We start from the raw sequence: 16,725 nt of genomic DNA, 5'->3' as shown, positions 1-16,725 counted from the left end.
ATCGGGGCACTTCAGCAATGGTCTGAACGGGTCCGGGGAGAGCCGGCCGGATCACGGGGATCCGGCCGGCCAACCCGTCAGACCTCTTCGACGCTGCTCGGCTCGCGCCGGGACAGGTCGATTCCGAGCTCCTCCGCCGCGCGGAAGACGTCCTCGTCCGTGTCGCGCATCTCGATGGACATGCCGTCCGAGGACAGCACCTCCACGTTGAGGCAGAGCGACTGCATTTCCTTGATGAGCACCTTGAAGGACTCGGGAATGCCGGGCTCGGGGATGTTCTCGCCCTTGACGATGGCCTCGTAGACCTTCACGCGGCCGGTCACGTCGTCGGACTTGATCGTCAGCAGCTCCTGGAGGGCGTACGCGGCGCCATAAGCCTCAAGCGCCCACACCTCCATTTCACCGAAGCGCTGCCCACCGAACTGGGCCTTACCACCCAGCGGCTGCTGGGTGATCATGGAGTACGGACCCGTCGAACGAGCGTGGAGCTTGTCGTCGACCAGGTGGTGGAGCTTGAGGATGTACATGAAGCCGACCGAGACCGGCTCCGGGAACGGCTCGCCGGAGCGGCCGTCGAACAGGTTGGCCTTGCCCGAGGGCTGAACCAGCCGGTCGCCGTCGCGGTTCGGGATCGTGGCCTGGAAGAGGCCGGTGATCTCGTCCTCGCGCGCACCGTCGAAGACCGGGGTCGCGACGTTGGTGCCGGGGGCGACCTGGTCGGCGCCGATGTACTGCAGGCGCTTGGCCCACTCGTCACCGAGGCCGGAGACGTCCCAGCCGCGGCTGGCGAGCCAGCCGAGGTGGATCTCCAGGACCTGTCCCGGGTTCATTCGGGACGGGACACCCAGCGGGTTGAGGATGATGTCGACCGGGGTGCCGTCCTCCAGGAACGGCATGTCCTCGATCGGCAGGATCTTCGAGATGACGCCCTTGTTGCCGTGACGGCCGGCGAGCTTGTCACCATCGGTGATCTTGCGCTTCTGCGCGACGTAGACGCGGACCAGCTGGTTCACGCCCGGCGGCAGCTCGTCGCCCTCTTCGCGGTCGAAGACGCGGACGCCGATGACCTTGCCGATCTCACCGTGCGGCACCTTCAGCGAGGTGTCGCGCACTTCGCGCGCCTTCTCACCGAAGATCGCGCGGAGCAGGCGCTCCTCGGGGGTCAGCTCGGTCTCGCCCTTGGGCGTGACCTTGCCGACGAGGATGTCACCGGCGACGACCTCGGCACCGATCCGGATGATGCCGCGCTCGTCGAGGTCCGCGAGGACCTCTTCGGAGACGTTCGGGATGTCCCGGGTGATCTCCTCCGGACCGAGCTTGGTGTCACGGGCGTCGACCTCGTGCTCCTCGATGTGGATCGAGGAGAGGACGTCGTCCTGCACGAGGCGCTGCGACAGGATGATCGCGTCCTCGTAGTTGTGACCCTCCCACGGCATGAACGCCACGAGCAGGTTCTTGCCCAGGGCCATCTCACCGTTCTCGGTGGCCGGACCGTCGGCGAGCACCTGGCCCTCGATGACCCGGTCGCCCTCGGAGACGACGACCTTCTGGTTGACCGAGGTGCCCTGGTTGGAGCGCATGAACTTCGCGATGCGGTACGTGGTGTACGTGCCGTCATCGTTCGTCACGGTGATGTAGTCCGCGGAGACCTCCTGGACCACACCGTCCTTCTCGGCCTTCAGTACGTCACCGGCGTCGGTGGCGCAGCGGTACTCCATGCCGGTGCCGACGAGCGGCGCCTCGGACTTGATGAGCGGCACCGCCTGACGCATCATGTTCGCGCCCATGAGGGCACGGTTGGCGTCGTCGTGCTCCAGGAACGGGATCATCGCGGTGGCGACGGACACCATCTGGCGCGGCGAGACGTCCATGTAGTCGACTTCGGTGCCGGGCACGTAGTCGACCTCTCCGCCACGACGGCGGACCAGGACGCGGGGCTCGGTGAAGCGCAGCTCGTCGGAGAGCGTCGCGTTCGCCTGGGCGATGACGTAACGGTCTTCCTCGTCGGCCGTGACGTAGTCGACCTCGTCGGTGACCTGGCCGTCGACGACCTTGCGGTACGGCGTCTCGATGAAGCCGAACGCGTTGACGCGGCCGTACGAGGCGAGCGAACCGATCAGGCCGATGTTCGGGCCTTCGGGGGTCTCGATCGGGCACATGCGTCCGTAGTGGGACGGGTGCACGTCACGGACCTCGAAGCCGGCCCGCTCACGGGAGAGACCACCCGGGCCAAGAGCCGACAGGCGGCGCTTGTGGGTGAGACCCGACAGCGGGTTGTTCTGGTCCATGAACTGCGACAGCTGGCTGGTGCCGAAGAACTCCTTGATGGAGGCGACGACCGGCCGGATGTTGATCAGGGTCTGCGGCGTGATCGCCTCGACGTCCTGGGTCGTCATCCGCTCACGCACGACGCGCTCCATACGAGCCAGACCCGTACGGACCTGGTTCTGGATGAGCTCGCCGACGTTGCGCAGACGACGGTTGCCGAAGTGGTCGATGTCGTCGGTCTCGACGACGATCTCCCGGCCGGACTCACCGGTCGTCTCGGTCTCCCCGGCGTGCAGCTTCACCAGGTACTTGATGGTCGCGATGATGTCGTCGCTGGTGAGGACACCGGCGTCGAGCGGCTCATCCGCGCCGAGCTTCTTGTTCACCTTGTAGCGGCCGACCTTCGCGAGGTCGTAGCGCTTCGGGTTGAAGTAGAGGTTCTCCAGCAGCGTCTGAGCAGCTTCGCGGGTGGGCGGCTCGCCCGGACGCAGCTTGCGGTAGATGTCGAGCAGTGCGTCGTCCTGGCCCTGGGTGTGGTCCTTCTCCAGGGTGGCGCGCATCGACTCGTACTCGCCGAACTCTTCGAGGATCTGCTCGGTGGTCCAGCCGAGAGCCTTCAGGAGAACGGTGACGGACTGCTTGCGCTTGCGGTCGATGCGGACACCGACCATGTCGCGCTTGTCGATCTCCATCTCCAGCCAGGCACCCCGGGAGGGGATGATCTTGGCGGAGAAGATGTCCTTGTCGGACGTCTTGTCGATCGAGGAATCGAAGTAGACACCCGGCGAGCGGACCAGCTGCGACACGACGACACGCTCGGTGCCGTTGATGACGAAGGTGCCCTTGTTGGTCATGAGCGGGAAATCGCCCATGAAGACCGTCTGGGACTTGATCTCGCCGGTCTCGTTGTTGGTGAACTCGGCCGTGACGAAGAGCGGAGCGGCGAACGTGAAGTCGCGCTCCTTGCACTCGTCGATCGAGTTCTTCGGGGGCTCGAAGCGGTGGTCGCGGAACGTAAGCGACATCGACCCGGAGAAGTCCTCGATCGGTGAGATCTCCTCGAAGATCTCCTCCAGGCCGGACTTGGTGGGGACGTCTTGTCCACTGTCCAGAGCAGCCTCGACGCGAGCCTTCCAGGCGGCGTTGCCGAGGAGCCAGTCAAAGCTCTCGGTCTGCAGCGCGAGGAGGTTCGGAACCTCGAGGGGCTCCTTGATTTTTGCAAAAGAGATGCGCAGCGGGGCGGTGCTGGCGCCGTTGTTCGTATTCGCGGTCGAGGCGTTGCGCGAGGCGGCCAAGAGGGGGTCCTTCCGAGGGCTCGGACTCACTACGCGCGTACCGGTCCCAAACTGGACACATGGATAGATGTCCCTCTTCAGGGATGATCAATCCACGGTGCACAAGATGGGTATGCCCCTGGTGACGGGCAGGAGGCAGCTAACAGGCAGCGCAAAGGGTCAGTGTAGCCAAGAGGCACACTGATGTCCAGTCGGGGTTCTCAGAGACCCACGTTGCTCGCAACAGCTTGTTCTCAACACCTATGTCTAGCCCTGCGTAGCCCTGCATGAGCTGCGCTCTTCTTTACTGCCCTCTTCGCCCTCGATCCATGCCTCGGATCCGGATCGATATGACGACGCGCCTTGAGAATTGCGCGCCTCGTGCGGTTCGTCAAGGCCCCCCAGCCCGTACGGGCCCCGGGGTCCCGGGTACGCCGCCCCCGCGCGCCGTTCGCACTCCCCTACGAGAGGCGCACGGCGAAGATCACCATACTCGTCAGCGCGCGAAGAGCAAGGCACTCCCTCGGGTACGCCGAAAGGCGATCACCCGTACGGGTGATCGCCTTTCGCGATGTGACGTCCGCGCCTCGCGGCACGGGGGTCCAGACGGGTCAGATGACCCGCAGGGTCACTTGACCTCGACGGAGGCGCCGGCGCCCTTGAGGGACTCGGCAGCCTTCTCGGCGGCCTCCTTGGCGACCTTCTCCAGGACGGGCTTCGGGGCGCCGTCCACGAGGTCCTTGGCCTCCTTGAGACCCAGCGAGGTCAGCTCACGCACGACCTTGATGACCTGGATCTTCTTCTCGCCGGCACCCGTGAGGATGACGTCGAACTCGTCCTGCTCGGCCTCGGCCTCGGCGGCGGGGCCACCCTGCGCCGGGGCGGCGGCGACGGCCGCGGCGGCGGTGACGTCGAACTTCTCCTCGAAGGCCTTAACGAACTCGGAGAGCTCGATGAGGGTGAGCTCCTCGAACTGGGCGAGCAGGTCTTCCTGGCTGAGCTTCGCCATGATGGCGTCCTTCCACTATTCGGCAGGTGCCGGATGTATATGTCGGCGGGCGTACGTGGAGCCCGCTGGACCGCTGAGCGAAATTACTCGGCGGCCTCGGCGGGAGCCGGAGTACCGGCACCGCCCTGCTCTTCCCGCTTGGCACGAAGCGCTTCCGCGGTGCGGACGAACTTCGACGGCAGAGCCTGGAAGAGCTGCGCAGCCTGAGTCTGCTTGCCCTTCATGGCACCGGCCAGCTTGGCGAGCAGAACCTCGCGGGACTCAAGGTCCGCGAGCTTCTTGAACTCATCGGCGGACAGCGCCTTGCCATCAAGGACACCGCCCTTGATGACGAGGTTGGGGTTGTCCTTGGCGAAGTCACGAAGACCCTTCGCCGACTCCACCGGGTCACCGGTGACGAAGGCAACCGCCGTCGGACCTGCGAACAGGTCGTCCAGCGTGTCGATCCCGGCCTCGTTGGCCGCAATCTTGGTCAGCGTGTTCTTCACCACGGCGTACTGGGCGTTCTCACCGAGCGAACGGCGCAGCTGCTTGAGCTGTGCCACGGTGAGACCCCGGTACTCGGTCAGCACAGCGGCGTTCGAGCTGCGGAACTGGTCCGCGAGCTCGGCTACCGCGGCAGCCTTGTCGGGCCTTGCCATGAGCGTCGGCCTCCTTCCGGGTGATGAGGACCGCTCAGAAGGGGCCGGAAAAGACGAAACGCCCCGGCACAGGTGCCAGGGCGTAGCTCAACCGCACGAAGTCCGGGAGCTTTCCACAGTCACCTGCGCAGGTCGTCCGTGCTCAACGGATCCTTCGGTTGCTGTCCCCCTTGCGGGAAAGCAGCAACGACCAGCGGTCTTTGGCTTCTGCAGAAGAGTACGCGACCGGAGCCGCGCCGAGCAAATCCGTCCCGGTTCGAGTGCTCCGGGAGGTTTAGGACGCGCTGCCGGACGCGCCCTGCTGCTTCTTCAGGAACTCCTTGAAGTCGACGCTGTCGGAGGCCGGCGGCCGCTCGACCGACACCTTGGTGCCGTAGTCGCTGTAGAACACCGTGGAGTTCATTTCGCCCGTCTTCATCTGGCCGCGCTCGGTCTTCTTCACCAGCAGGTCGTCCTTGTCGACCCAGACGTCGACCTTCTCCGTGGAGACCCCGGCGTCGCTCAGCTGCTTCTTGAGCGCGGCGAGCTGCTTGGCGTCCAGCTCGGAGTTCTTGGCGGTCAGCTCGGCGACGTCGACCGTGCCGGAGTAGTGCGTGGCGGTGACGCCCCGGACATCCTCCTGGCCGACCTTCTTCACGTCGCCAGAGGCCAGCAGCGCCTTCACCCCCTGGTCGGGGGTGGTGTTCTGCATCTGGTCCTTCATCACCTGGCCCGAGGCCCCGGCGAGCTCCGCGAGGTCGTCGTAGCTGTAGTTGATCCAGTGCTTGCCGCCGGTCTGCTGGGCGAAGGCGTCGCCCATGTTGGCCGCGTAGCCGTCCTTGAAGTAGCGCGCCTGCATCGTGCCGTCGCCACCGATCTGCTTCATGGCGTCCGCCATGGAGCCGCCGGTGTACTTGATCTCTATGACGCCGCTGACGCCGTCGGACCAGTCGAGGGATCCGGTCTGCTTCATGGACATCGTGCTGCCCATCGCGGTGGTGCCCTCGACCTTGGCCGAGTTCGCCCCGCCGGTCTTCTTCTGGACCGCGAGCAGTGCGGCGATCGGCTCGGCCTTCGACACCGCGGCGCCGTCGCTCCCGCTCTTGTCGTCCGATCCGCCGCAGGCCGCGACCGACGTCAGCGCCGCCGCCACTGCCACGGACAGACCCACGCGTCGTACGGTACTCGTCCTCATATCCGCTCCCACCCCTTTGTCGGCTCTCGGTCACCTCACGCTAACGCACGGCACCGACAGCCCGGTTGCGTACAGCTCACGCAGGCACCGACAGCCTTCGGTACGTACATACGAGGACGGGCCCCGCACCTCGAAAGGTTGCGGGGCCCGTCAATGTCACACGTGACACGGCGGTCGTACGAGCGCGGAGGCTCAGACGGCGGCCGGGTCCTCCTCGACGAGGAGGTTACGGGTGCGGTTGGCGTCCAGCGGGATGCCGGGGCCCATCGTGGTGGCCAGGGTGGCCTTCTTGATGTAGCGGCCCTTGGCGGCGGACGGCTTCAGACGGAGGATCTCGTCCAGCGCCGCTGCGTAGTTCTCCACCAGCTTGGTCTCGTCGAACGAGGACTTGCCGATGATGAAGTGCAGGTTCGAGTGCTTGTCGACGCGGAACTCGATCTTGCCGCCCTTGATGTCGTTGACAGCCTTCACGACATCGGGGGTGACGGTGCCGGTCTTCGGGTTCGGCATCAGACCACGCGGACCGAGCACGCGGCCGAGGCGGCCGACCTTGCCCATGAGGTCCGGGGTCGCGACGACGGCGTCGAAGTCCAGACGGCCCTTCGCCACCTCGTCGATGAGCTCGTCGGCGCCGACGATGTCGGCGCCCGCGGCTTCCGCGGCCGCAGCACGGTCACCGGTCGCGAAGACCAGGACCCGGGCGGTCTTGCCGGTGCCGTGCGGGAGGTTCACGGTGCCACGGACCATCTGGTCGGCCTTGCGAGGGTCAACACCCAGGGCGAAGGCGACCTCGACGGTGCTGTCGAACTTCGTGGAGGCGGTGTCCTTGGCGAGACGGACGGCTTCGAGGGGGGCGTAGTTGCGCCCCGCTTCGATCTTGGCGTCCGCAGCGCGGAGGTTCTTGCTGCGCTTCACTTCTACTCCTGTGGTTTCAGAGTGTGGAGTCGTGGTGCGGACCAGCGCTTGGTCCTACCACTGAGGGGGTGGGGCTGAATCAGCCTTCGACCGTGATGCCCATGGAACGGGCGGTGCCGGCGATGATCTTCGACGCGGCGTCGAGGTCATTGGCGTTCAGGTCGGGGAGCTTCGTCGTGGCGATCTCGCGGACCTGGGCAGCCGTCAGCTTGGCAACCTTGGTCTTGTGCGGCTCGCCGGAGCCCTTGTCCACACCCGCGGCCTTGAGGATCAGCTTGGCGGCCGGCGGAGTCTTGGTGATGAAGGTGAAGGAGCGGTCGTCGTAGACCGTGATCTCCACCGGCACGACCATGCCACGCTGCGACTCGGTCGCGGCGTTGTAGGCCTTGCAGAACTCCATGATGTTGACGCCGTGCTGACCCAGTGCGGGGCCGACCGGCGGGGCCGGGTTGGCCGCACCGGCGTTGATCTGGAGCTTGATAAGCCCCGTGACCTTCTTCTTCTTGGGAGGCATGTGCTCTCTCCGGGTCCTAGTGAGAGTTTTCGCCGTCATCCGGTCATCCGGATGCAGGCATACCGCACAACGATAACGGGTATAGCTGCGCGACCAAAAACCAAGCAGGTCAGACAGGCTTTGACAGCCGGTCTGACCTGCTTGGTAGGCATGTGTCCAGAAGCTGGCAGTCGCCTGCTCGGGTGGTGCTAGTTCTTCTGGATCTGGTCGAAGCTGAGCTCGACCGGCGTCTCGCGGCCGAAGATCTCGACGAGACCCTTGACCTTCTTCGAGTCGGCGTTGATCTCGTTGATCGTCGCCTGCAGCGTCGCGAACGGGCCGTCGGTGACGGTGACCGAGTCGCCGACCTCGAAGTCCAGCACCTGGACCTCGACCTTGCGGGACGGAGCCGGCTTGCCCTCGGCCTCCGCGGCCTCACGGGCGGCCTTCTCCTCGGCCTCCGGCGCCAGCATCTTGACGATCTCGTCCAGGGTCAGCGGGTACGGGTCGTAGGCGTTGCCCACGAAGCCGGTGACACCGGGAGTGTTGCGGACGACGCCCCAGGACTCGTTCGTCAGGTCCATGCGCACCAGGACGTAACCCGGGAGCTTGTTCTGACGGACGTTCTTGCGCTCGCCGTTCTTGATCTGGACGATTTCCTCCTCAGGCACCTCGGCCTGATAGATGAACTCCTCCACGTTCAGCGAGACGGCGCGCTGCTCCAGGTTGGCCTTCACACGCTTCTCGTAACCGGCGTACGTGTGAATGACGTACCACTCACCCGGCAGGGTGCGCAGTTCCTCGCGCAGGGCCGTGACGGTGTCGACGGGGGCGGCCGGCTCGGCCTCTTCCTCGTCGGTCTCGTCGGCGGCTTCCTCGGCCTCCGCCTCTTCTGCGGCTTCCTCCGCGGCCTCGGCGCCTTCGACGTCCGCGACGGCCTCGGCCTCCGCGGTCTCGTCCTCAGCGGCCTCATCGGCAGGCTCGGGGTTCACTGCGGCCTGCTCGGCGGGCTCGCCCGCGGCGGCGTCGGCAGCTTCAGCCTGGTCCGGCTCCACAGCGTCCGCCGCCTCGACGATGTCGAGCTCGTCCTCGGCGGACTCGAAGGCGCCCGCCGTCGGCTCGACGGCGTCGTTCAGGTTCGGGTCAGACACGGTGGCTGCTTCTTCCTGGATACAAATGGGTGGAACATGCGAAAGGGGCGCCCATGAGGCGCCCTCCGCGGGATCAGCCGAAGACGTACTTGATGACCCGCTGGAAACCGAAGTCAATCACGGTAACGAGACCGATCATGACGACGACGAACACAATCACCACAGTGGTGTATGTCGTCAGCTGGTTGCGAGTCGGCCAGACAACCTTGCGGAGCTCGGCGACGATCTGGCGGTAGAACAGCGCGAGACGGCCCAGAGGGCCCTTCTTGCCGCGCTTTCCGCCCTTCCGGGTCTTCTTCTTCGACTCGGGGACTTCATCCTCGGCATCAGGCATGTCGATGGAGCCCACGGCGTCCGTCACGCTACTCACCTGATTCCGGGTCATGGCCGTGCCGCGCCCGGTGGAGCCGCACGGCGATGCATTGAAGTACGTACATGCGCACACATCCTGGCGAAGGAGTGTGTAGCAGGGCCGGAGGGACTTGAACCCCCAACCGCTGGTTTTGGAGACCAGTGCTCTACCAATTGAGCTACGACCCTTTGTGGTTTCCACCAACCTACCGCATGCTCCGGGATGCCCCGGTGCGGGAACGGTGCGGCTGGTGAAGGCCAACGACAGGTGAGTGTACGTGCTCAGCGGCCCGGCGTCGAACAGATAGCTCCCGACCGCTCCTGTCCGATGCTGTCCGCTTCTCCGTCCGCATGCTGTCCAAGTGGTGTCCGGTCACTGAAACCCCTGTGCCGACAAGGAATACGGTCTGGGAGCATGGGGGCATGAGCGCTGCTACTCCTCCCTCCGAGCGCCGGGTCTCCGCCCGCGTCGGTGCCATCTCCGAGTCCGCCACCCTCGCCGTCGACGCCAAGGCCAAGGCCCTCAAGGCCGCCGGCCGTCCGGTGATCGGCTTCGGTGCCGGTGAGCCCGACTTCCCGACCCCCGGCTACATCGTCGACGCCGCGGTCGAGGCCTGCCGCAACCCGAAGTACCACCGCTACACCCCGGCCGGCGGGCTCCCCGAGCTCAAGGCCGCCATCGCGGAGAAGACGCTGCGCGACTCCGGTTACGAGGTCGACGCCTCCCAGATCCTGGTGACCAACGGCGGCAAGCAGGCGATCTACCAGGCCTTCGCCGCGATCCTCGACCCGGGCGACGAGGTCATCGTCCCGGCTCCGTACTGGACCACCTACCCCGAGTCGATCCGTCTCGCGGGCGGTGTCCCGGTGGAGGTCGTCGCCGACGAGACCACCGGTTACCGGGTCTCCGTGGAGCAGCTGGAGGCGGCCCGTACCGAGCGTACGAAGGTCGTCCTCTTCGTCTCCCCGTCGAACCCGACCGGCGCGGTCTACAGCGAGGCCGACGCCGAGGCGATCGGCCGCTGGGCCGTCGAGCACGGCCTGTGGGTGATGACCGACGAGATCTACGAGCACCTGGTCTACGGCGACGCGACGTTCACCTCGCTGCCGGCGATCGTGCCCGAGCTGCGCGACAAGTGCATCGTGGTCAACGGCGTCGCCAAGACGTACGCGATGACCGGCTGGCGCGTGGGCTGGATCGTCGGCCCCAAGGACGTCGTGAAGGCCGCGACCAACCTGCAGTCGCACGCCACGTCCAACGTCTCCAACGTGGCCCAGATCGCCGCGCTGGCCGCCGTCTCCGGGAACCTGGACGCGGTCGCGGAGATGCGCACCGCCTTCGACCGGCGCCGGCACACCATCGTGCGGATGCTCAACGAGATCGACGGCGTGCTGTGCCCCGAGCCCGAGGGCGCGTTCTACGCGTACCCCTCGGTGAAGGAGCTGCTCGGCAAGGAGATCCGCGGCAAGCGCCCGGCCACCTCCGTGGAGCTGGCGGCGCTGATCCTGGACGAGGCGGAGGTCGCGGTCGTACCGGGCGAGGCCTTCGGCACGCCGGGCTACCTGCGCCTCTCCTACGCGCTGGGCGACGAGGACCTCGTCGAGGGCGTGTCGCGGCTCCAGAAGCTGCTGGGCGAGGCCAAGGCCTGAGCACCTGACGCATCCAGCGGGCGACCCTCGGCCACGGCCGGGGGTCGCTTTTCTGTTCGCTTGCTTGTTCGAGGGGCAACTCGATGGGGAAAGCGGGTACCGGGACACCCCGTCCGTGCGGCAAGATCTTTGAATGGAGCGTGACGTACGGCTGTTGCCCAAGGCCCACCTGCACCTGCATTTCACCGGGTCGATGCGGCCCACGACGCTGCTCGAACTCGCCGACAAGTACGGCGTACGGCTGCCCGAGGCGCTGACCGGCGGTGAGCCCCCGAGCCTGCGGGCGACGGACGAGCGCGGCTGGTTCCGTTTCCAGCGCCTCTACGACATCGCCAGGTCCTGCCTGCGCTCGCCCGAGGACATCCAGCGGCTGGTGCGCGAGGCCGCCCAGGAGGACGTGGCGGACGGCTCCGGCTGGCTGGAGATCCAGGTCGACCCCACCTCGTACGCGCCCCTGCTCGGCGGGCTCATTCCGGCGATCGAGATCATCCTGGACGCGGTGGACAGCGCGTCACTGGAGACCGGGCTGCCGATCCGGGTGGTCATCGCGGCAAACCGGATGAAGCATCCGCTGGACGCCAGGACCCTGGCCCGGCTCGCGGTGCGCTACGCCGACCGGGGCGTCGTCGGGTTCGGGCTCTCCAACGACGAGCGGCGCGGCATGGCCCGCGACTTCGACCGGGCCTTCGCGATCGCCAGGGAGGGCGGCCTGCTGGCGGCCCCGCACGGCGGTGAGCTGTCGGGCCCCTCCAGCGTCCGCGACTGCCTGGACGACCTCGACGCGTCCCGGGTCGGGCACGGGGTGCGGGCCGCCGAGGACCCGCGGCTGCTGCGCAGGCTGGCGGAGCGCGGGGTGACCTGCGAGGTGTGCCCGGCGTCGAACGTGGCGCTGGGCGTCTACGAGAAGCCCTCCGACGTACCCCTGCGCACCCTGTTCGAGGCCGGGGTGCCGATGGCGCTCGGCGCTGACGACCCGCTGCTCTTCGGCTCCCGGCTGGCCGCACAGTACGACCTCGTGCGCCGCCATCACGCGTTCACCGACGAGGAGCTGGCGGAGCTGGCGCGTCAGTCGGTACGGGGTTCCGCGGCGCCGGAGACGGTGCGGGCCGAGCTGCTGGCGGGCGTGGACGACTGGCTCGCGAGGCCGGTCGCCTGACGCCCGCGGTGGGCCCGCGTCAGTCCGTGAGCCCGCTCAGCAGGGTCCGGGCGACCGAGGCGGCGAAGGCGTCGAGCGACTGCGGCGGCCCGCCCGTCTCCGTGGCGTCGTAGGCGAACGCCCGCTGCGCGCAGGCCCCCATCAGCAGGGAAGCGGCCGCGTAGGTGTCGGCGTCGGCCCGGATCCGGCCTGCGGACTGCTCGGCGCGCAGATACGCGTCCACGCCGCGGATCGGCACATGGGGGCCGGTACCCAGCTCCCGCATCGCCGCGATGTGCCGGTCCTTGAGCCTCGGCTCCGCGTACAGGGATGCCGCGATCGGGAAGCTCTGCTCGTAGAAGAGGGCGCCCTCGCGGGCGATCTCGGTGAGATTCCGCTCGACCGTCCGCTCCCCCTCCCCCGGGTCGGCTATCAGCCGCTTCAGGATGCCGTCGACCTTGGGCAGCCGCTCCTTGAGGACCACCACGAAGAGCTCTTCCTTGCTCGGGAAGTGCTTGTAGAGCGCGGCCTCCGAGCAGCCGGCGGCCTTGGCGATCTCCTTGGTGGTGGCGCGGGCCAGGCCGATGGTGAGCATCAGCCGGTGAGCGGCGTCGATGATCCGGGCGCGGGTCGGCTTCTGCTCCATGTGCACTCCAACGAAGCTTGACGGACGGGTAAGTACTCACTCACTCTAGAGGTGAGTGAATACTTACCCACCCAAGGAGGGTGCGTCATGAGGCTCACAGTGTTCGGTGCGACAGGCGGTATCGGCCAGGAGCTCGTCCGTCAGGCGGTGGCCGCAAGGCACGAGGTGACGGCGGTGGTGCGGGACCCCGCGCGGCTGTCGGTGCCGCTCTCCGGCCTGACGGTTCACACGGTGGCGCGGGTCGACGACCCGGAGGCGCTGCGCGAGGCGGTCGCGGGCCGTGACGCGGTCCTCTCCGGTCTGGGCTCGCGGGGCCGGAAGGCGGGCGGTGTCGCGGAGCGGCTGACCCGTGCCGTGCTGGCGGCGATGGAGGCCGAGGGGACGCGGCGGCTGCTCGTGGTGAGCGCGGCCCCGGTCGCGCCGAAGCCGGCGGACGACCCGCTGATCGACCGGATGATGCTCGGGGCGATCGGCGCGATCCTCAAGGAGGTCTACGCGGACCTCACCGCGATGGAGGCGGCGCTCGCGGCCTCCGCGACGGACTGGACGTCCGTACGGCCCCCGAAGCTCACCAACGGCCCGCTGACGGGTACGTACCGGACGGTGATCGGCAGCAACCCGCGCAGCGGCCGGTCCATCTCCCGGGCCGACGTCGCGCACGCGATGCTCGCGCTGATCGACGAGCCGGCGGCATTGAAGCAGGGCGTGGGAGTGGCGTACTGAGTGGCGCCCTGTGCGGGGGTCGTGCGCGGTCCGTGCGGGGCCCACGCGCGGACCTCGGCTACAGGGTCACGCCCACGGTCACCGGCTCGTTGACCAGCGTGACGCCGAAGACCTCGTGGACCCCGGCGACCACCTCACGGGCCAGGGCCAGCAGGTCCTCGGTGCTCGCGGCGCCCCGGTTGGTGAGGGCGAGCGTGTGCTTGGTGGAGATCCGGGCGGGGCCGGTGCCGTATCCCTTGGTGAAACCGGCCCGGTCGATGAGCCAGGCGGCCGAGGTCTTGGTGTGTCCCTCGTCCGCGGGGAAGGCGGGGGGCGAGACCTCCGGTCCGAGCCGCTCCGCCACCCGGGCGAGGAACGCCTCGAACTGCTCCCGGTCCAGGATCGGGTTGGTGAAGAACGAGCCGGCCGACCAGGTGTCGTGGTCCTCGGGGTCGAGCACCATGCCCTTGCCGGCCCGAAGCCGGAGCACGGTTTCACGGGCCGCGGCGGCGGGCACTCGCTCGCCCTCCGCGACGCCCATGGCGCGGGCCGTCTCTGGGTACTTCAGGGGCGCGGACAGGCCACCCGCCTCTTCCAGCCCGAAGCGGACACGGAGCACCACGAAACGGTCGGGCTCGGCCTTGAAGCGGCTGTGCCGGTACGAGAAGTCGCACTCGCTGTTCGGGATGGTGACCGTTTCGTGGCTGTGCCGGTCGTAGGCGACGACCTCCGTGATGGTGGACGACACCTCCTGCCCGTACGCCCCGACGTTCTGGATCGGTGTCGCTCCGGCGGAGCCGGGGATTCCGGCCAGGCATTCGAGGCCCGCGAGACCGGCTTCCACAGTGCGGGCGACGGCGTTCGTCCAGATCTCTCCGGCGGCCAGTTCGAGGCTCGCGCCGTCCAGCACGAATCCCTTGGTGGCGATGCGCAGGGCGGTGCCGTCGAAGCCCTTGTCACCGATGACCAGATTGCTGCCGCCGCCGATGATCAGGAGCGGGGTGCCGCTGTCGTCGGCCGCGCGTACGGCGTCGACCACTTCGGCGTCGGTCGTCGCGGTGATCAGGCGGGTGGCGGGGCCGCCGAGCCGGAAGGTGGTCAGGGGGGCGAGGGGGGCGTCGTGGAGTTCCTGCACGGGGACAAGAGTACGGTCCGCTCCCCCGCCACCAGGGCGGGACCGCGGACCGCACCGGCGTGGCAGCCCCTCAGACGGCCGCCGGGACCCGCTCCCCGGACTGGCCGGCCTCCGGCGCCGGAGTGCCGCGGCGGCCCGGGATCATCAGGGCGACGATGGCGGCGAGGGCCACCACTCCGGCGCCGAGCCAGACCGCGAGGACGGTCCCGTCCGTGAAGGTCCGCGCGGAGTCGTAACCGCCCTGCGAGGAGAAGACCGTGGCGAGCACGGCGACCCCGAGGGCTCCGCCGACCTCGCGCAGCGCGTTGCTGGCGCCGGAGGCGATGCCCTGTTCGGCCGGGCGGACGCTGGACATCACCAGGCTGGCGGCGGGCGCGAAGTACAGGGCCATGCCGACGCCGCCGACGATCAGTCCGGGCAGCTGCGCGGCGTAGGAGGCGTCGGGGGCCAGGGACATGGCGAACAGGCCGAGGCCGACGGCCTGGACGGCGAGTCCGGTCGCGACGACCGGGCGGCCGCCGAACCGGTCGGCGAGTATCCCGGCGACGGGCGCCACCAGCATCGGCATGCCGGTCCAGGGCAGCATCCGCAGACCGGCCTCCGCGGGCGAGTAGCCCATCACTCCCTGGAAGTACTGGCTGAGCAGGAAGATCGAACCGAACATGCCGAGGAACATCAGCAGGCCGGCCATGTTGATCCCGAAGAACGCCCGGCTCCGGAAGAGCCGCATCGGCAGCATCGGGTTCTCGGCGTGGAATCCGTGGCGGATGAACGCGCCCATGAGCGCGGTACCGGCGATGAGTGAGGTGAGGACGACGGGATCGCTCCAGCCCTCGGAGTTGGCGTTCACCAGTCCGTAGACGATCCCGAAGAGGCCGGCGCTGACCAGCAGGGTGCCGGGGATGTCGAGCCGGGAGTCCGGGGCGTACGACTCGGCCAGGCGCAGTCGGGCGAGCGGCAGCAGGATCAGGCCGATCGGCACGTTCAGCCAGAAGATCCACTGCCAGGAGAGGTGTTCGGTGAGGCTGCCGCCGACCAAGGGCCCGCTGGCCACGGCCAGCCCGGTCACGGCGCTGAAGATGCCCAGCGCGGCGCCGCGGCGGGCGGGCGGCACGGCGGCCGTGAGCAGGGTGAGCGTCAGCGGCATCATGATCGCCGCGCCGACGCCCTGGACAGCGCGGAAGGCGATCAGTTCGTTGATCCCGGGCGAGAGGGCGGCTGCGGCGGAGGCGCCGGTGAAGACGGTGAGCCCGATGACGAAGAGCCGGCGCCGGCCGAACCGGTCCCCCAGGGAGGCGCCGAGCATCAGCAGGACAGCGAACGTGAGGGTGTACGCGTTCACCGTCCATTCGAGCTCCCCCAGCTCGCCGCCGAGGCTCTCGCGGATGGACGGCAGGGCGGTGGTGACGACGAGGTTGTCGAGGGCCGCCATGAAGCCGGCGACGCTGGTGATGACGAGCGCCCAGACCGCTCCCCGGCGGCCCTTCACGTGCTGTTCCACTGCTCCCCCTGCGGGTTAGTTATTGATGACTAACTTCTCTGGACAGAAAAACGGGCCGCACCCGGGGCGCCCCGTTCAGGCGCCCCGTTCAGGCGCCCGGTACGGCCGGGTCCCGGAACCCGGACCAGACCCGGTGATCCGCCGGATAGCCGAGCGAGGTCAGGGTGTTGATGAGCATGCCGTACGCGAGAAACGCGGTCGCCTTCTCGGTGTCCGCACCGAGCGCGAGAGCGATGTCGTCGAACATCCGCAGCCAGCCGGCCCGCAGCGACTCGCCGAACTCGTGGTCCCCGGCGGCCTCGGCCGCCGCGACGGCCGCGTACATCTGCATCTGCATCAGCAGTCGGTCGTGGTCGTGCACGATCAGGCGCTGATAGGCCTCGGACATGGCGTGCAGCGCCTCGTCGCCTTCGAGCCCCTCGGCGGCGTCCGCGAAGACCTGGCGGGTGTCCGCGATGCACCGCTCGGCGGCGGCCAGGAACATGGCCTGCTTATTGGGGAAGAGGCGGAAGAGATACGGCTGCGAGACACCCACCCGTCTGGCGATCACCTCGGTGGACGTGCCGTTGTACCCGCCGCGGGCGAACTCGGTGATCGCCGCGCGGACAGCGCTTTCGCGCCGCTCGTCCGCACTCATCCTTGCCATGGAGCTAAGTTAGTACTCAATCACTAACTTGGTC

15 protein-coding genes and 1 tRNA gene are annotated in these 16,725 nt (G+C 68.0%); 3 read left to right on the top strand and 13 right to left on the bottom strand.

Annotated features, from left to right (window positions below):
- Window positions 1–77 precede the first annotated feature (77 nt).
- The 9 genes from rpoB to ACZ601_RS36765 form a co-directional block, all read right to left on the bottom strand.
- A complete protein-coding gene (gene rpoB / locus ACZ601_RS36805; protein ID WP_389207282.1) occupies window positions 78–3,563 on the bottom strand; it encodes a DNA-directed RNA polymerase subunit beta in 3,486 nt (1,161 codons plus the stop codon).
- A gap of 607 nt (window positions 3,564–4,170) precedes the next feature.
- Window positions 4,171–4,551 carry a 50S ribosomal protein L7/L12 gene (gene rplL, locus ACZ601_RS36800; protein ID WP_469546083.1) on the bottom strand — a complete coding sequence of 127 codons (381 nt, stop codon included), beginning with the start codon at window positions 4,549–4,551 and terminating at the stop codon, window positions 4,171–4,173.
- 83 nt (window positions 4,552–4,634) lie between these two features.
- Window positions 4,635–5,192 (bottom strand): 50S ribosomal protein L10, encoded by a 558-nt coding sequence (rplJ, locus tag ACZ601_RS36795; protein ID WP_311303777.1) that lies wholly within the window; start codon window positions 5,190–5,192, stop codon window positions 4,635–4,637.
- A gap of 274 nt (window positions 5,193–5,466) precedes the next feature.
- A complete protein-coding gene (locus ACZ601_RS36790; RefSeq protein WP_440573658.1) occupies window positions 5,467–6,366 on the bottom strand; it encodes an SCO4651 family lipoprotein in 900 nt (299 codons plus the stop codon).
- Between the two features lie 192 nt (window positions 6,367–6,558).
- A complete protein-coding gene (gene rplA / locus ACZ601_RS36785) occupies window positions 6,559–7,281 on the bottom strand; it encodes a 50S ribosomal protein L1 (RefSeq protein WP_311303778.1) in 723 nt (240 codons plus the stop codon).
- 79 nt (window positions 7,282–7,360) lie between these two features.
- Complete coding sequence (gene rplK / locus ACZ601_RS36780) at window positions 7,361–7,795, bottom strand: 50S ribosomal protein L11 (protein ID WP_024494105.1); 435 nt, start codon at window positions 7,793–7,795, stop codon at window positions 7,361–7,363.
- Window positions 7,796–7,983: 188 nt separating this feature from the next.
- Entirely contained in the window at window positions 7,984–8,925 is a 942-nt protein-coding gene (nusG, locus tag ACZ601_RS36775) for a transcription termination/antitermination protein NusG (RefSeq protein ID WP_469546078.1), read from the bottom strand.
- 73 nt (window positions 8,926–8,998) lie between these two features.
- Entirely contained in the window at window positions 8,999–9,286 is a 288-nt protein-coding gene (gene secE / locus ACZ601_RS36770; RefSeq protein ID WP_219567765.1) for a preprotein translocase subunit SecE, read from the bottom strand.
- Between the two features lie 106 nt (window positions 9,287–9,392).
- A tRNA-Trp gene (locus tag ACZ601_RS36765) sits at window positions 9,393–9,465 on the bottom strand.
- Window positions 9,466–9,699: 234 nt separating this feature from the next.
- Here ACZ601_RS36765 and ACZ601_RS36760 point away from each other — a divergent pair.
- Together ACZ601_RS36760 and ACZ601_RS36755 are read left to right on the top strand one after the other, a co-directional pair.
- Complete coding sequence (locus ACZ601_RS36760; protein WP_469546075.1) at window positions 9,700–10,926, top strand: pyridoxal phosphate-dependent aminotransferase; 1,227 nt, start codon at window positions 9,700–9,702, stop codon at window positions 10,924–10,926.
- 133 nt (window positions 10,927–11,059) lie between these two features.
- The gene (locus ACZ601_RS36755) at window positions 11,060–12,082 is read left to right on the top strand and encodes an adenosine deaminase (RefSeq protein ID WP_440573655.1); all 1,023 of its coding nucleotides are present in this window, start codon (window positions 11,060–11,062) and stop codon (window positions 12,080–12,082) included.
- Window positions 12,083–12,101: 19 nt separating this feature from the next.
- Here the strand turns inward: ACZ601_RS36755 and ACZ601_RS36750 are convergent, their stop codons facing one another.
- Window positions 12,102–12,707, bottom strand: coding sequence for a TetR/AcrR family transcriptional regulator (locus tag ACZ601_RS36750; protein WP_440573654.1), 606 nt, complete (start codon window positions 12,705–12,707; stop codon window positions 12,102–12,104).
- 87 nt (window positions 12,708–12,794) lie between these two features.
- Between ACZ601_RS36750 and ACZ601_RS36745 the strand changes: the two genes are divergently transcribed.
- Entirely contained in the window at window positions 12,795–13,430 is a 636-nt protein-coding gene (locus ACZ601_RS36745; protein WP_469546070.1) for an NAD(P)-dependent oxidoreductase, read from the top strand.
- A 58-nt stretch (window positions 13,431–13,488) separates the two neighbouring features.
- Here ACZ601_RS36745 and ACZ601_RS36740 read toward each other — a convergent pair whose 3' ends face one another.
- From ACZ601_RS36740 to ACZ601_RS36730, 3 genes are all read right to left on the bottom strand, one after another.
- Window positions 13,489–14,544: a UDP-N-acetylmuramate dehydrogenase gene (locus tag ACZ601_RS36740; RefSeq protein WP_469546068.1), complete on the bottom strand. Its 1,056-nt coding sequence runs from the start codon at window positions 14,542–14,544 to the stop codon at window positions 13,489–13,491.
- A gap of 70 nt (window positions 14,545–14,614) precedes the next feature.
- On the bottom strand, window positions 14,615–16,045 hold the full coding sequence (locus ACZ601_RS36735; protein WP_469546066.1) for an MFS transporter: 1,431 nt from the start codon (window positions 16,043–16,045) through the stop codon (window positions 14,615–14,617).
- An 88-nt stretch (window positions 16,046–16,133) separates the two neighbouring features.
- A complete protein-coding gene (locus ACZ601_RS36730; protein ID WP_440573664.1) occupies window positions 16,134–16,682 on the bottom strand; it encodes a TetR/AcrR family transcriptional regulator in 549 nt (182 codons plus the stop codon).
- Window positions 16,683–16,725 lie beyond the last annotated feature (43 nt).

This window comes from Streptomyces sp. NPDC104307 (assembly GCF_055584045.1).
This window is presented reverse-complemented; position numbering and strand designations above follow the sequence as displayed.

Coding starts and splice junctions, on each gene's coding strand:
- rplL (WP_469546083.1), bottom strand. CDS start 4,551: ATGGCGAAGCTCAGCCAGGAAGACCTGCTCGCCCAGTTCGAGGAGCTC.
- rplJ (WP_311303777.1), bottom strand. CDS start 5,192: ATGGCAAGGCCCGACAAGGCTGCCGCGGTAGCCGAGCTCGCGGACCAG.
- ACZ601_RS36790 (WP_440573658.1), bottom strand. CDS start 6,366: ATGAGGACGAGTACCGTACGACGCGTGGGTCTGTCCGTGGCAGTGGCG.
- rplK (WP_024494105.1), bottom strand. CDS start 7,795: ATGCCTCCCAAGAAGAAGAAGGTCACGGGGCTTATCAAGCTCCAGATC.
- ACZ601_RS36760 (WP_469546075.1), top strand. CDS start 9,700: ATGAGCGCTGCTACTCCTCCCTCCGAGCGCCGGGTCTCCGCCCGCGTC.
- ACZ601_RS36755 (WP_440573655.1), top strand. CDS start 11,060: ATGGAGCGTGACGTACGGCTGTTGCCCAAGGCCCACCTGCACCTGCAT.
- ACZ601_RS36750 (WP_440573654.1), bottom strand. CDS start 12,707: ATGGAGCAGAAGCCGACCCGCGCCCGGATCATCGACGCCGCTCACCGG.
- ACZ601_RS36745 (WP_469546070.1), top strand. CDS start 12,795: ATGAGGCTCACAGTGTTCGGTGCGACAGGCGGTATCGGCCAGGAGCTC.
- ACZ601_RS36730 (WP_440573664.1), bottom strand. CDS start 16,682: ATGAGTGCGGACGAGCGGCGCGAAAGCGCTGTCCGCGCGGCGATCACC.